The 15,864-nt window shown below is 37.0% G+C and carries 13 protein-coding genes; all 13 read right to left on the bottom strand.

Annotated elements, in window-relative coordinates:
* Positions 1 to 91: 91 nt before the first annotated feature.
* Positions 92 to 1,546 carry an Msr family ABC-F type ribosomal protection protein gene (locus tag D8M05_RS00670; RefSeq protein ID WP_121127632.1) on the bottom strand — a complete coding sequence of 485 codons (1,455 nt, stop codon included), beginning with the start codon at positions 1,544 to 1,546 and terminating at the stop codon, positions 92 to 94.
* A 113-nt stretch (positions 1,547 to 1,659) separates the two neighbouring features.
* Positions 1,660 to 2,853 (bottom strand): MFS transporter, encoded by a 1,194-nt coding sequence (locus D8M05_RS00665; RefSeq protein WP_121127631.1) that lies wholly within the window; start codon positions 2,851 to 2,853, stop codon positions 1,660 to 1,662.
* Between the two features lie 357 nt (positions 2,854 to 3,210).
* Positions 3,211 to 3,255: an erythromycin resistance leader peptide gene (locus D8M05_RS20855; RefSeq protein WP_121128006.1), complete on the bottom strand. Its 45-nt coding sequence runs from the start codon at positions 3,253 to 3,255 to the stop codon at positions 3,211 to 3,213.
* Between the two features lie 90 nt (positions 3,256 to 3,345).
* Complete coding sequence (locus D8M05_RS00655; RefSeq protein ID WP_121127630.1) at positions 3,346 to 3,762, bottom strand: universal stress protein; 417 nt, start codon at positions 3,760 to 3,762, stop codon at positions 3,346 to 3,348.
* A 156-nt stretch (positions 3,763 to 3,918) separates the two neighbouring features.
* Complete coding sequence (locus D8M05_RS00650; protein WP_121127629.1) at positions 3,919 to 5,379, bottom strand: SulP family inorganic anion transporter; 1,461 nt, start codon at positions 5,377 to 5,379, stop codon at positions 3,919 to 3,921.
* Between the two features lie 181 nt (positions 5,380 to 5,560).
* Complete coding sequence (locus D8M05_RS00645) at positions 5,561 to 6,232, bottom strand: hypothetical protein (protein WP_121127628.1); 672 nt, start codon at positions 6,230 to 6,232, stop codon at positions 5,561 to 5,563.
* Positions 6,233 to 6,936: 704 nt separating this feature from the next.
* On the bottom strand, positions 6,937 to 7,488 hold the full coding sequence (locus D8M05_RS00640; protein ID WP_121127627.1) for a hypothetical protein: 552 nt from the start codon (positions 7,486 to 7,488) through the stop codon (positions 6,937 to 6,939).
* 125 nt (positions 7,489 to 7,613) lie between these two features.
* Positions 7,614 to 8,951, bottom strand: coding sequence for a CitMHS family transporter (locus D8M05_RS00635; protein WP_121127626.1), 1,338 nt, complete (start codon positions 8,949 to 8,951; stop codon positions 7,614 to 7,616).
* A 186-nt stretch (positions 8,952 to 9,137) separates the two neighbouring features.
* Positions 9,138 to 9,833, bottom strand: a complete 696-nt coding sequence (locus D8M05_RS00630) for a response regulator (RefSeq protein WP_245985094.1) — start codon at positions 9,831 to 9,833, stop codon at positions 9,138 to 9,140.
* Positions 9,826 to 11,427 carry an ATP-binding protein gene (locus D8M05_RS00625; RefSeq protein WP_121127625.1) on the bottom strand — a complete coding sequence of 534 codons (1,602 nt, stop codon included), beginning with the start codon at positions 11,425 to 11,427 and terminating at the stop codon, positions 9,826 to 9,828. Before D8M05_RS00625 ends, D8M05_RS00630 begins: the two co-directional genes overlap by 8 nt.
* Before the next feature lie 114 nt (positions 11,428 to 11,541).
* On the bottom strand, positions 11,542 to 12,747 hold the full coding sequence (locus D8M05_RS00620; RefSeq protein ID WP_121127624.1) for a CynX/NimT family MFS transporter: 1,206 nt from the start codon (positions 12,745 to 12,747) through the stop codon (positions 11,542 to 11,544).
* A 155-nt stretch (positions 12,748 to 12,902) separates the two neighbouring features.
* A complete protein-coding gene (gene pepV, locus D8M05_RS00615; protein ID WP_121127623.1) occupies positions 12,903 to 14,312 on the bottom strand; it encodes a dipeptidase PepV in 1,410 nt (469 codons plus the stop codon).
* 50 nt (positions 14,313 to 14,362) lie between these two features.
* Positions 14,363 to 15,568, bottom strand: coding sequence for a YecA family protein (locus D8M05_RS00610; RefSeq protein ID WP_121127622.1), 1,206 nt, complete (start codon positions 15,566 to 15,568; stop codon positions 14,363 to 14,365).
* Positions 15,569 to 15,864 lie beyond the last annotated feature (296 nt).

Raw genomic sequence — 15,864 nt, 5'->3', positions numbered from 1 at the left:
TTAGGCAGATTTGTTTGTGGGGTCTGTCTTATAACCTATTGTTTTAAAAGAAAAATAAACCGCTGAGAATATCTCAGCGGTTTAACTACATTCATTTTTGTATTAATTTCTTATCAGAAATACGATACTGAATGTCAGCAACTTTTTTTATGAACGTTTGGTCATGGGATACAAACACAATTGTTCCTTCGTATGCATCAATAAACCGTTCAAGTGCCTCAATGGCATGGATATCTAAAAAGTTAGTTGGTTCGTCTAACAATAGTATGTTGTATTCTCCTAAGAACAGCTGGCATAGTTGTAGACGAATTGCTTCTCCACCACTTAATGACTTCACACTTTTTCGTAAATCTGTACCAACAAACTGCATCGAATGTAACACACTTCGTAAAAATCCCTCATCATAATTAGAAGTTTTTTTCATAAATTGCATAACCGTTTCAGCACTTGTAAATTGATAACTCATTTGAAGAAAATAACCTATTTTTGCTTTTGGTGAGATCGTTAATCTGGGCGCCTTATTTGCAATATGCTGGAGCAATGTACTTTTGCCGCTGCCATTACTACCAGTAATCGCTATTTTTTTACCTAGTGGCAACTGAAAGCTTACCTCATCCAATAAAACTTTATCCTTCACTTGTAGCGTAAAACGATCCGCCATAATTGGAAATTTATTATGCAATTCCAAGTGCTTTGACTGCCTGAAGACGATTTTCCTATCTTCTTGTACTGCTTCCACTTCTTCAAGTTTTTCCATTCGATGTTCAATCGCTTTTGCAGCGCGCTGTGCGGCTTTTTGGCTCGTTCCTTTTGATTTCGTCATAAAAGACTTGTTCGGCATAGCGTTTGCTTCTCTTTTTGACATGCGCCCTGCTTGAGCAATTTTTTCCGCCTTTTTCATTTTTTCGTGCGCAGCTCTTTCTAGGCGACTCTTTTCTTTTACAAATTGCTCATGAGCATGTATCTGTTGCTCACGTTCTAACTGCTTCTGGGCAGTGTAGTCACTATAATTACCTGAATATACATGAACCTCTCCGTCACGTATCTCCCAAATGGTTGTGACAAGTTCATCTAGTACAGCACGGTCATGACTAATTAAGACGAGTGCTCCATAATAAAACTTGAGTTCATCAAGTAAAAATGAAATACCTTCTTGATCCAAGTGGGTTGTTGGCTCGTCAATTAGTAATGCCTCATAATAGTCGGTAAACAACTGTGCAAGTTTCAGTCTTGTCTGCTCCCCGCCACTTAGCACATCAGAATCTTGTGGAACTGCTAGTTTTCCAACTAATGCTCTATCGGCTTCTTTTTGGCTTGGGTCTTCAAGCTGTTCTAACAGCCCAAATCCTACATGGCGTTTTACTAATCCTCTTGTCGGTTGAATTTTACCGGCAAGCAGTTTCAGCAATGTACTTTTCCCAACACCATTTTTCCCAACAATACCGATACGGTCAAATTGGTGTACAGCTAATCGTTCTACTTTTAATATTTCTTTATCCAAATAAGACATTTCAACGTTTTCTAATTCAAAACATATTTGTTCCATTTTTGCTACCTCCCCGAAATTTTAATCTTTCGTATCGATAGCTAGAATCGATACGAGCTTGTCATTCAAACTCGTATCAAAAAAATAATAAAAATTGCATGATTGTCACCCTCCTACTTTACTTTTAATGCCATAGCTCCATTTAGAATAACGAGAACACCTATAATAGAAAATAGTGCCGCAACACTTGTTAATTCAAGCAATACTCCTGCAACCGCATAGCCAATTGGGGTTGCTAGTAACGAGAGACTTGTCACAAAACTAAAAACTCTACCCAATAAATGGGGTTCGATTTCTGTTTGGATAAAGGCATAGAATGGTGCTGAAAACAATGGTCCAGACAAACCGACTAAGCCAGCCAACACAATAAAAACGACAAACAGTGATGGTGAGAGTAAACCAGAAATAGATAGTGCAACCCCCATCAGCATCATTCCTGTAACAAGCATTTTAATTTTGTCAAATCGATCTCCAATTACACCGACTAGTGAGCCTCCCACGATTAAGCCCACAGCAAAAATAATCTCCACGATACCAGCTTCCACAACACCCTCTCCAAAATGATTGCGTGTCATCAGTGGAAAATAAGTGCCAAGTGGAATGTATAACATGGCTACAACCGTCATGACGATTGTTAACTTCAACAGAACAGGATGCTTCACAAGTGCATCATATCCCTCTTTCATTTCAACGATAAATCTTGTAGAATCCGCTTTTTCAGTTCTTTGTACTTTTGGAATGTTGATAAATAGTAAAATACTGCTTGCGATAACCGCACCAAAAACATCTAACAATAACACCCATTCGAGTGAGCTAACTGCTAGTAATGACATCCCAACAGCTGGACCTGCAATATTTGATATCGAACCGACTGTCTGTCCCCAACCAGCAACCTTTGTAAGATGTTCTTCGGGTGCAAGTAGTGGAATGGAAGCCTGCATTGCAGGCATGTGAAATGCCGTTGCTAATGAACGAACAACTAGGACAATGATTACCAATAAAATACTTGGCTCATAAAAATACATTGTTATAAATAAGAAGAGACTTCCTAGTGCAACGGTCATATCTGCCAAAATCATCATCAATTTTCGTGAATAACGGTCCGTAATTGTCCCTGCAAATGGACCTACTAATGCCTGTGGTAAAAATCCAGCTAAACCAGCCAGCGTCAGCACCAATGGAGAACCACCCGTTATATCTGTTAACCACCAAATAATACTAAATTGTACAGCAGCACTACTTAGTAATGAAAAGAACTGCCCTGTATATATTGCTATAAATTTCTGTTTCCAATTTTTGTTTTTCATTATAATCGATACCTCCTGAATTTTTGCGTATCGATTTTTCATCGATAAGCGTTTGTTAATTGAATAAAACGCTTATCAATAAAAAAGTAATGTCATCACGTGAATATCCCCCAATCATTTTAAAAACACAAAAAACCACAGACCATCTGCCTGTGATTTGAGAGTAAAGGGAATATGCCCCATCCTTTTCGATTCGGATAAAGCTTAAATTCTTGCCATTAGAAAAAAATATAGAAAGACAGAATAATCCACCTTTCTTCATATTTTATCATTGTAATTGAAATGAAGATTATTAAAAAAGGACAGACTAATCCCATTTACTCTGTATATCCAAACAGAGCCTTTGAACGTATTCAATTACTGGTTCAAAGCTGGGAAACGAAGTCTCATACTGTGTGTCATTTTTTAATAATCCTCCTTCATATTTAAAAGTACGATACCAATTATAATTATCCTTATAGAAAAAGTCAATGCTAAATCTTAACTATACCTTTATTTAACAATTAAAACTGGACATTCTGCTCGCTTGGCAATTTTATGACTGACACTCCCTAGTATAAAGGTCTGCAATTTATTTAACCCTCGACTACCTAAGACAACACAGTCAAATTTATTTTTATTAGCATAGTCAACTATGACGGGTCCTGGCTCACCATGAAGAATATGTGTCTTATAATCTAGCCCTGATTCCTTAATCAATTCTTTTACAGATTTCAATTTATCTCTACGTTTCTTTTCAATCTCAAAATCAGATGCGGCACCAAGAACATCTGACTTAGATGTTTCAATACTAACCACATATACGACTTCAATTGCACTATTAAACTTCTCCCCTATTTCAACCGCATATTTAGCTGCACGTAAGGAATGTTCAGAACCATCTGTTGCAAGTAGTATCTTCTTAAACATCGTGGAACCCCCTCAGAGAGCATCTTGTTTTCTAATAGAATACCATTAGTAAACTTGGTTGTCACCAAGCCTTTCAGTGACAGCCTCCATTGCACTTATGTAGGTAAGAAAGGCTGTAATCTCTAATAATTACTTAGAAAATTACAGCCTTGTAAATTAATTACCAGAAGCTTTTGTAATGCCACCGATACGATTTATTAATTGTTTGCTCTCCATATTTAATCCAGTAAACTGTATACGAATACCATTCTGTTCAAATTTCATTTCAATTTTATCTAAAGCACCAATCGCTGAATCATCCCACAAATGAGCTTCTGTTAAATCTATTTCAACTTGTTTAACTGAATCGGTAAAATTAAATTTTTCCACAAAGTCATTTACAGATGCAAAGAATAACTGACCTTCGACACGATAAATGCGTTTTTGACCACGCATCTCCAATTCTTCTGTTACTTTTACCTTTGATATCTTCGCAGCAAAGAAAATTGCGCTTAGAAGTACACCGGCCAATACACCCTTTGATAAGTCATTCGTTACTAACACAATTCCAACAGTTACTACCATCACAATTGCATCTGTCAATGGTATTTTGTGTAGTGTTGTTAATGACTTCCACTCAAATGTACTAATGGAAACCATGATCATAACACCTACTAATGCAGCCATTGGGATTTGTACCACTAAGCCGCCTAGTGCAACAATTAAAACCATGAGGAATACACCAGCAACAAGTGTTGATAGGCGGCCCCTCCCACCAGATTTCACGTTAATCACGGATTGACCAATCATCGCACATCCAGCCATTCCACCAAAAAATCCTGAAACAATATTGGCGATTCCTTGCCCACGTGCCTCTCTATTTTTATTACTCTCTGTATCTGTCATATCATCAACAATATTTGACGTTAGCAAAGATTCTAGTAAACCAACAATTGCTAGTGATAACGAATAAGGAAAAATAATCATAAGCGTTTCAAGCGAAAACGGTATAGATGGAATTAAAAATACGGGTAATTCTTGTGTTAAAGACCCCATGTCACCAACCGTACGAATGCCTAGGTCTCCAAATATAGCAATAAGTGTTACGACAATAATTGCAACCAACGTTGAAGGTACTGCCTTTGTTATACGTGGAAATAGGTAAATAATTGCTAGCGTTAACCCGACTAAAGCATACATAACCCATGTTTCTCCAACGAAATGCACAAGTTGTGAAGTAAAAATAACGATAGCTAATGCATTAACAAATCCAACCATCACCGAACGTGGTACGAATTTAATTAAGTTTGCTAACTTAAATACACCAAATATTATCTGAATAATCCCTGTTAAAATCGTAGCAGCAAGTAAATATTCTAAACCATGTTCTGCTACTAAATTAATCATCAACATTGCCATTGCACCCGTTGCTGCCGAAATCATCCCAGGTCTTCCACCAACAAATGCTATGACAACCGCAATACAAAATGATGCATACAATCCAACCATTGGGTCAACTCCAGCGATAATTGAAAACGCAATCGCCTCTGGAATTAATGCTAAAGCAACAACAATTCCTGCTAAAATGTCACCCTTCACATTGCCAAACCACTCTTGTCTTAATTGTTCTGTTCTCAACGATTTCCCTCTTTCTATAATAATTTTTCAAGCCATTCATAAGCTTGTGCCGACAAAGACCATAGCATCATAACACAAGAATCACCTTTTGAAAAGAGGAGGGAAAACGCATACACTACATCCATGCTCGCTTATTCATACCTTTTCTTCATTAATTACCATTAATTTATATAATCGCTCTTCATACTTCTCCCAATATGTCTAATGTAATCTGTAATAAAGATGGATAAAGTTGTGGATTGGATTTGTATTTTACAGAAGTGGCGTTAATCTCATAATGAGGAATAATTTTGCTAGAAACTTTTTTCACCAGAGGGATTGGGATATGTAGGATTCCTTTTAAAGCGATATAGTAGTCACCTGCCATCGGGAATAACATACCTGTAATCATTTCTCCGCGTTTCGGAGCTCGTGTGTTTTTACTATTTATATATGTCAATTTAGAATTGCCTTCAAAGAGGTCGTTTAAAATAAATACTTTCCCATTTGAGTGGTCCGTGTTCTCTACCATATAGAATCCAGGATTTAAATGAAGCCATTTAACCAACACTTCTTGTACGGTTACATTTCTCTTTCGCAAATTTGCTTTGTTTCTTAAAAGGTATCGCTGATAAATTGTAATTTGCTCAAGCCCAATTGGGGAACAAAATGTCTGCCAAAAAAATAGTTGTTGGAAGATTCGCTCACCCTCTTCTTTTGAAATGTTCATCCCTTCTATCAATCTTTCCATCTTATTAACAATCGTTCTACTATAATAGTGCATAGCGAAATCAAATATCTCATCTAATATTTCAAATAATTCTTCCTGTACAATATCTGGAAACAACACAACGTTGCTAAGTTGTCCTTGCATGATTCTATCTCCTTTCGCTTTTTTCTTATTCTACCATGGGACAGAAATCGCTGCAGAACGTGAAACCTGATTTTACAGGACCAAATTGCACGCATTTTGCTATTTCTCTCTAGGGAAAACGTAAAAACTGAAGAAGAATGTGTGGTGTTTTACAAATTAAGGGTAATTTTCAATCTTTCATAAAAGCTCTTTTCGCATATTTTGTTGCATTTTTTATAATTAGCATTTTGTATAGACTCCGAAGTAAGTTAAAGGATTACTTAATCACATCGTTCCGGAAAGACACTTCGCTTTTCGCGGGCGGCTGATGAGCCCCCTTCGTGCTGACGCACTACGATGTCTCATCTAGGCCTCTCCTCCCGCAGAAGTCTTCGTGCCTTTCCTCCACTGAGATCCTGCTCTATCGCTGTACATTTTTGAATTTTACTGTCTATTATGATTGTTGATTGTAGCGGAGGGCAGCCAGTCGACTCCTACGGGAACAGCACGTGTCCGAAGACCCCGCAGCGGCGATCTTTCCGCGAGGAGGCTGAGGCCGTGCCCATGGAAAGCGTACTGGCTGACCGTAGCGGAAATCAACGTGCACTTACTTCGCATTTTATATCAACTATAAATTTCAATAGCTAAAAAATAAGTAATCTTTAAGAAAAAGCCTTCAAAAAAAACTCATCTACCAGTTAACCAGTAAATGAGTACCTAGATGCTTATGTATTTTTCCATACAGCAGTATATTTCTTTTTATATTTTACATCTTCTTCCTTTTCAATTAAGTCCAATGCTAACTTCTTTATGCCTTCATCATTTAACACATCATATAAATTTCTTAAACCTTGTATCATATCAAAGCGAATGAGTGTGTAGTTCTTTTCATCAGTACCGTTAATAAAACGATTTGAAAAATGATCTAACACTAACGCTTTTTGTTCAGATCCGGCTAGCCCAATTTTCCAAATGGATTGTAAGCTATGTCTTGCTGTTACGAACTTCTTATCTTTCGTCACTTCCCATACGGAAGAAAAGTCTTGAAGCATTCTGTTCTCTGGATCACTCTTCGCCAAACCACATAGAAATTGTGCAGCCCTAGACCTTTCGTGGTTATCCTTATGTTTTAAACTCTCCTTCAATTCGTCCCATACTTCATATGCCCAATCGACCTTATTATCAATTGCTATCATAATTTGATTATATGCTTCGTATTGTACATTTTTGTCGGCTGCATAAAGTTCCTCAAAATACGCTTTAATTGTTCCGTTCAATCTAATCACTCCAGTCAGTTTCTTAATATGGTCAGTCTTCATGTAATTTAAACAATTAAGCTCATTATACTCTATTTTAGTTGATTGGAAGGGTGGTGGATGAAGATTCCACCACTCAATATAGATTAGATTTGAATAATACCAATAAATATAGCAATTACTAACAAGACAAGGCTAAGTCCCCACATCCAGAATAGAGAATAGCGTAGATGACGTCCCATTTCAAGTCCTGATAAACCAAGTGCAAGCCAAACTGCTGGGGCTAAAGGACTGACAAATGTACCTACAATATTACCAATAATCATCGAATATGCAGTAGATAAAGAGGCTACTCCAAAACCTGATGCAATTTGTTCTACGACTGGAAATAAAGCAAAGTAATACGCATCCGTACTTAATAGTAAATCAAATGGTACACCTAAAATCCCAATGATAATATGCAAATAAGGTGCAATCGCTCCAGGAAGGATACTTACAACATCATTTGCTATAGCAGTTAACATTCCTGTCCCATTTAGGATTCCTAAGAATAATCCTGCCGCAAGAATAATGGATGCCATTGTTAGTGCATTTGGTGCATGTGCACGTATTCTTTCCATTTGTTCCTTAACATTAGGAAAATTGATAAGTAAAGCGATACTAACCCCAATCATAAACGCTAATCCAGCTGGAACAATCCCCGACATAAGAACACCAATAACAGCTACAGCTAAAATAGCATTTACCCATAATAATTTTGGTCTGGTCAAAGTATCTTTTTCTTTGGAAACTTCCTTATCATTCATGACAGTTTCATCATCCAATAGTTCGGCCGTTGCTGCGATTTCCAAAGAACCATATTTCTTAACAATTCGACGTTGCTCTCTCATTCCAAGTAATACAGCTAAAACTAACATTAGAATAACGCCAATAATTTGAATCGGTATAAGTGGTCTCCATAATTCTGTAACATCCATCCCAAGAACAGAAGCGGTCCTCCCTAATGGACCTGCCCATGGAAGCATATTCATAATACTTGCGGAACCAGCTATTAATAAAAGTAGGAGATATGGATTCATTTTTAAACGGTTATATAATGGAAGAAGTGCTGGAATGGTTATCAAAAATGTAGAAGCTCCAGATCCATCTAATTGTGCTACTACCGCAATAAGAACAGTTACCACACTAACAATGATTACATTCCCTCTTGAAAAGGCTACCATTTTATTAATTATTGGATCAAATAAACCGACATCTTGCATTATTCCAAAGAATAGGATTGCGAAAATAAACATGACAGCAACAGATATAACCGTCCCTATTCCATCTTCAAAAAATGTACCAATTTCAGAAAAAGTAAATCCTGCGAGTAGCGCCCCAATAATCGGTGGTAACACCATTGCAACAATCGGAGTTACTTTGCCGCTGATAAGTAGAGCTACGATAACTATTATAATTATGAAACCAATTAAACTTAGACTCATATTTTCTCCCCTTCCCACGGTAAATATTACAACTCTATGCCATCCCTTTTATTGAATGCGCTTGCAATAGAGTGTAAATTCATTTGATTCTTTAGATTAATAAAAAAATACCATAAATTCAGGAAGGGATAAATAATTAGTCCATAAATGTAATAACCTGTATATTATTAATATTGTTCATAAGTTTCACAGAGAAATATATCTACGTTCTGGTCTTCCAACACTTCCATAAATAAGTTTTGTTTCTATCTTATTCGTTGACACTAAATATTCTAGATACCTTCTTGCTGTAGAACGACTTGTTCCAATTTCTTTACTTAGCTCAAGTGCAGTTATTCCTTCAATTCCCTTATCTTTAAATAGTTGAATAATCTCATTCAGAGTAATAGAATCAATCCCTTTTGGTAGATTTGTAGTGGCTGCGGAATGCGAAGTTTCCCCGAAACCTATAATAAGATCAATTTCTTTCTGATTCCACTCTTTATCCACTTCTAGCTGTGTTCTGAAGTCTTTATATCTCTTTAACGTTTGCTCAAAACGTGAATCATCAAATGGTTTTACAATAAAGTCAAAGATACCCCCACGTAGCGTTTCCTTAATCGTTTCCACTTCTTTTGCCGCTGTTACGACAATCATATCAACATCATGGTACCTATGACGAATTTCCCAAAAAAGATCTAAACCCTCTACATCAGGTATGTAGATATCCAATAAAATCAAATCTGGCAAACATTCTGTATTGTCAAGGAAAATCAATGCTTCTTTCCCACTGCTAACCGTATGCTGCACTTCAAATCCATTCACTTTTTCAACATATTGCCGATTAATATCGGCCACCCTAAAATCATCCTCCACGATGAGTACAGAGAAATTATTACTCATTTGTATCCCCCTCTTTTGGAATGCTTATGAGGAAACAAGCCCCTCCCAACTCTCCTTCTTCTATGATGATTTCCCCACCAACTTCTCGTATCACTTGCTTGGATAATGCCAACCCTGTACCATGATGTAGTCCAGGTTTTGTTGAGAATCCTTGTTCAAATATATGCGGAATATCTTTTTGTTTAACACCCGTACCAGAATCTTCTATTTCAAATAAAACTTCTTCCCCTATGTCCGTAAAGAAAATGGAGATTTTACGTTCCTCATCAATATTATTTTTCACTGCATCTAATGCATTTTCGATGACATTCCCTAATGCCGTTAGAATTGCATCCTGCTGTGCTTCAGAAAACGAAAACTTTAGCTGACTGTATGGATTAATAGAAAAAGTAACGCCAAGTTCGAGCGCTTGATTGAACTTTCCAAGTAGTAAAGCATGAATCAATGGGTCAGAAATATTTTCTGATAAAAACTTTAATCGATCACTTTGAATATTATTTTCCTTTTTTATAAAATCAATAGCCTCTCTTAGTTGGTTGTTCAATATTAAGCCAAGTATAATATGAAGTTTATTGGAATGCTCATGTGTTTGCGCTCTTTGTGCATTTGCATATTGCTTAATTCGTGATAATTCTTCAGTTACTTTCTGAAGCTCACTTTTTTTTCGAAAAGTGATTACGGCACCTGATATTACCTCTCCTTGGTACATCGGTAATTGGTTAACCAATACAATCTGTTCACCAAAAACCATTTCCCTATCAGTAAAGTTTTCTCTATTATTAGTAATTGCTGGTAAAATCTCTTGGATTTTCGTTCCAATATAATGCTTATCCATATCCACATGTTGATTAGGTAGAAATTCTTTTGCAGCTACATTTATTGTTGTAATCAATCCATTATTATCAATTGCGATTATTCCTTCAAGTGTCGACTCTAAAATAGCTTCTTTCTGCAAATACAGATGCGAAATTTCTTCTGGCTCCATATCGTACAACAATTTCTTTATGTAATTAGAAATAATAATAGCACCTATAATCCCTATGAGAACGATAATGCCAAGCGTATACCATATGGATTTACTTTGATTTATAATAATATCTTGTACATTATCATTTAGAAAACCGACAGATACAACACCAATTATATTTTCTTCATCATATATTGGCACTTTTCCTCGAATGGATAACCCGAGCGTTCCCACTTCTTTCGATATGTATGACTGCCCATGTAACAATGCTTGTTCATTATCTCCACCAACCATTTCTTTGCCAATTTTGTTAGTATCTGGATGTGAATACCTTATTCCATCACGGTTCCCCACCACGATGAATTCAGCCCCAGTATCTTCCCTGATGGGGATGACAATGTCTTGAATGACTGATGAAGGATCCTCCAAATAAAAGGAATCCTTTATTTCGGGGATATTCGCTACACTTTCAGCTAAACTTAAAGCTCTTTTCCCAATTTGGTCTTCTATCGTGGCTGATATGAAATGATGTAGGAATAGTGCAAAAGTAATACATATTCCAACGATCAGTAAGCTAATAAGCATTATCATCTTAAGCCTTAAATTAAATTTCACTTTTGGAGCCATGTATTTTCACCTCACTTCAGCGCCCAATTCGGGCCATTTTGGTGCCTGTCACTTGTCATCATTTTGGTGCCTGTCACTTGTCAGAATTTGTTTAATTTTGTCGAAATAATATTACTAATCTAGTACATATTTATCTCTCCCAGCTGCTAATCCGAACAAGAATACTAGAATAGCAACGGTGATAATGGTGGCTAATGGAATATTCCACAAATGCGTAATATCATATAGATACCCTATAAAAATTGGCCCGACTGCCGCAAGGACATAACCTAATGCCTGTGCCATACCCGATAACTCAGCAGCATCACGAGCATTCCGCGCCCGCATGCCCAAAAATGCGAGAGCCAATGCAAATGTTCCTGACAATCCAAATCCGATAAACATGGTACTAATAATCACCAACGGATAAGCTTCACTAATCAAAAGCAGGGAAAATCCTACAACCGAGCAAAATGTTATGGCAGAAGCAACCCACCGCTGTGATTTGAATCGTCCGGCAATAACTGGTACAAGAAAGCTTGCTGGAAGACCAATAAATTGTGCAAAAGAGAGCAGCCATCCTGCAGTAGACATACTGAAACCTTTATCATGCAGTATCATTGGTAACCATGAAATCGTGACATAGAATAAAAAGGACTGAAGCCCCATAAAAATCGCTACTTGCCAAGCTATTGGTGAACGCCACATTTGCTTCGTATTAGAATGCACATATCTTCTCTCTTCTACTTGTTTGTCAGCCTGGGCTTTCCTAGACAGGATAAACCAAATGATTATTCCAGCAATTGTAGGAATTACCCAGACTAATAAAGCCAATTTCCAACCAAGATCGAGTCCACTAGCTAAAGGTATACTTACCCCAGAAGCCGTTGCAGCAAATATCCCCATAGAAGTTGAGTAGATACTCGTCATTAGCCCTACTTTCGCTGGAAACTTATCCTTAATAATCCCAGGTAAAAGCACATTTAATATAGCAATTCCGAATCCAACAAACAATGTGCCCGAAAAAAGTAAAAATACCAATGAAATCGATCGGACACTTACCCCTATTAAGAGAAAAGCCAAACCAATTACTATTGCACGTTCATTTGTATAGCGATTTCCAAGCCTTGGTGCAACCGGAGACATCATTGCAAAGGCAATAAGCGGCAAACTCGTTAACAGTCCTGCACTCCAATTTGATAAACCAATATCATCCCGAATCATACCAATGAGCGGACCAACAGATGTGATTGCAGGACGTAAGTTAAAAGCAACAACAATAATGCCCACTATTAATAAAATTGAATAAAATCGTTTTGTTTGTTCTGACGTACCTAACAAATTTTATAACAACTCCCCTCACAAAATCGGTGCCTGTCACTCCTCGGATTTTGTCGTTTTTTGTCGACGATAGTACACTGTTTCGATTTAAATAACCCCCTATGAGTTATTATTCATTTTAGGGGGCTATTTTTTAGATTTGATATGCAGAAAGCTTACTCCTTTGCCAATTCATAAGTAGCTTGTGCGTACAATGCTGTTGCTTTAAGTAGGTCTTCCACATATGCATATTCATCTTTCTGGTGCATGACATCTTCACGCCCTGGGAACATTGCACCAAACGCAACACCATGCTCCAGTGCTCGCGCATAGGTTCCACCACCGATTGCCAGTAGTTCGGCTCTTTCACCAATTTGTTCTTCATACACTGTTTGTAATGTTTGAATGAGTGGATCATCTTTCTTCACATAAGCAGGCTTAGAATCGCTAAAGTTTTCCATTTGAAGACCTGCTTCTGCTAATTTCGCTTCAATCGCTGTTCTGCCTTTATCAATATCAAATGTTACTGGATAACGCATGTTTAACCCGATACGCCCTCCAGTTTCCTTCTGATAGCTCATAATTCCTACATTTATGGTTAACTCGCCAGAATCCTCATCACGATAGGCAATGTCAAATACTTCCCCACGGTTCTTATTATAAAAATCGGATACCGTATGAACAAATTTCTTCCCTGCACCATCTAAATCATACGTATGTAAAAACTTCGCCATCAAAATACCAGCATTTTTACCATTTCGTGGTTCCGCACCATGGGCACTCATACCAACCAATGATAAAACAAGTTTTTCTTCCTTTTCAGAAGTATTTCCTTCTAGCCCGAAATCCCCTAGAAAATCCTGAAATGCTTGTACAATCTCTGTTTTCCCCTCAACTTCTATATGTGCTTCTGCATAATCAGGCACCATATTATATCTACGCCCAGAATCAAAAGATACCAATTGAATACTTTCACTAGATTGCTCAGACTGTACAGGTTGTACAATATCATAATCGGAAATACCTTTTTCTGCATGGATAATCGGAAAATCTGCGTCTGGTACAAAGCCTAGAGTCGGCATTTCTTCTTTTTCAAAATAGTGTTCCACACATCTCCAATCACTTTCCTCATCAGTACCGATAATCAAACGCACTCTTTTCCCGAGTGGTAGTCCTAATTCTTTTACAATCTTCATGCCATAATATGCAGCAATCGTTGGTCCCTTATCATCACTAGCACCGCGTGCATAGATTTTACCGTCTTTTATTACTGCACCATAAGGGTCTACGCTCCAACCATCACCCTCAGGCACGACATCAACGTGACCTAAAATTCCAACAAGTTCTTTTCCTTTACCCACTTCTAGGTGACCTGCTAGATTGCCAACATTTTTCGCTGTGAAACCATCTTTCTCTCCAAGGTCTAGAATATATTGTAAAGCATCCTTGACACCTTGTCCAAGCGGCGCATCAGCATTAGTATTTTCTTCATCTAGCACACTTTTAATCTTTAACAACCCTTGTAAATCTTTGATAAAATCATCTTTCCTTTTTAAAACTTCATCCATCCAGTTAATCTTTTCCATCATTTTACACTCCTTGAAGCATGGGGACGGTTCTTCCGCTTCCATGCTTTCTATTTTCCACAACATTTTTTATACTTTTTATTACTTCCGCATGGGCAGGAGTCATTTCTGCCTATTTTCTCTACTTTTCTTACTCCCCTTGGCTCAGGTCTAGATTCAGGCAATGGACGTAAGGCTTTTTGTTCTTCACGAAATAACTCTTCAGATGTATGGCCTTTAAGGAACCATTCTCTCGTATTATTCATCAAATGGATAAGCTTTCCAGTTAACTCTTCAATTTCTTCTAAACTTTTAAAGTCAAATCGTTTTCCTAAATATTGTAAAACATCTTGAGGCCCGTCGCCATTTCTTGTTGCATACACGCACTCTTCTACGATGTTCTCAGTCTCTTCCCGATCAATTTCATAATTCTTAGTAATAAAGTTAACCAACTGTACATAACCCTGGTTCTTTTCAACAAAATCTGAGTCACCAGCTTTTAAGAGTTGTTTTTTCGTAAAAGGATAAAATGGCACATTTTTTCTTGTCTGTTGCTCTTCTAACACCTTTTTAGGATCATTCACTCTAATATCTGAGATACCATTTGTATCAATATAGAATCCATTATAATAAGATTTTGCATCTTCCATTACTGCTGAATACGCAGCAATATCAATTGTTTCTTTTATATATTTACCCATTACCTCTATAAAGTCCTTCATACGTAGTGTCCCATAATAATACAATATACCCTGTGTAAGTTTAATCCATTCCGTATTTCGTTTTACTGCTGTTCTTATCTTAAAATCTACTTCTAGCGTAGCTATTGCTCGGCTAAACTCTTCCGGAACAGCTAATACCTTTCTTCCGTTCAAGGTACCAGTATAAACCACCCCACTAGCTCGGAAATAGTTAAGTTGGTCTGTATCTAAGTTTGGAGCGTCTAAATAACCACCATTATGAGCAATCTTTGTTAACAAGTTGAAACGCTCAGTATCCAACCCTAGACAAAATGTTTCTAAGAATGCAGGGAGCTTTTCTTCTAACAATGCAATTAGTTCTGCTTTCTTTAAACTACTTGCATTCTTTAATTCTAAAAACTTCCTTATATCATCCAAGTTTATTTTTGTATATTTACTTAACCCTTCATGTAATGTAAAAGGAACAGCTATATCACTCCAGAATTTCTTATTCTGTCTTATTTCTTCATCCCTTTTCATTTCTTCTAAACCTTCCATAAGTTTCATCATATGTTTTTCTTCTATTTTTCCGCTCATATTATACCCCACTTCCTCTTCGTTGAAAAAATTCTTCTAGAAATATTTTACCATATGTAATCAAGGAACGTAGAGTTGCTACTATTTTAGTCTGCATACAATTATAAAGATTTTACCTTCATATTTCTGTATTAATTTGAATGACATATGACCAAATGGGGGTATATTTTTGTTAAACACATTATGTATGAGATTAAGGTTTATACATTTGAAAGGAGGGCTGAGAAGAGTGGAACAAGAAGCAATGCTAAATGAAATCTTAAATGCGTTAAAAGTACACGGGGAACAGATAAGAA

Source organism: Oceanobacillus bengalensis (assembly GCF_003628445.1).
GTDB classification, from domain to species: domain Bacteria; phylum Bacillota; class Bacilli; order Bacillales; family Amphibacillaceae; genus Oceanobacillus; species Oceanobacillus bengalensis.
This window is presented reverse-complemented; position numbering and strand designations above follow the sequence as displayed.

Bases quoted from the DNA above. Each gene is read 5' to 3' on its own strand.
- D8M05_RS00670 (WP_121127632.1), bottom strand. From the start codon at position 1,546: ATGGAACAAATATGTTTTGAATTAGAAAACGTTGAAATGTCTTATTTG.
- D8M05_RS00665 (WP_121127631.1), bottom strand. From the start codon at position 2,853: ATGAAAAACAAAAATTGGAAACAGAAATTTATAGCAATATATACAGGG.
- D8M05_RS00655 (WP_121127630.1), bottom strand. From the start codon at position 3,762: ATGTTTAAGAAGATACTACTTGCAACAGATGGTTCTGAACATTCCTTA.
- D8M05_RS00645 (WP_121127628.1), bottom strand. From the start codon at position 6,232: ATGCAAGGACAACTTAGCAACGTTGTGTTGTTTCCAGATATTGTACAG.
- D8M05_RS00635 (WP_121127626.1), bottom strand. From the start codon at position 8,951: ATGAGTCTAAGTTTAATTGGTTTCATAATTATAATAGTTATCGTAGCT.
- D8M05_RS00630 (WP_245985094.1), bottom strand. From the start codon at position 9,833: ATGAGTAATAATTTCTCTGTACTCATCGTGGAGGATGATTTTAGGGTG.
- D8M05_RS00625 (WP_121127625.1), bottom strand. From the start codon at position 11,427: ATGGCTCCAAAAGTGAAATTTAATTTAAGGCTTAAGATGATAATGCTT.
- pepV (WP_121127623.1), bottom strand. From the start codon at position 14,312: ATGGAAAAGATTAACTGGATGGATGAAGTTTTAAAAAGGAAAGATGAT.
- D8M05_RS00610 (WP_121127622.1), bottom strand. From the start codon at position 15,568: ATGAGCGGAAAAATAGAAGAAAAACATATGATGAAACTTATGGAAGGT.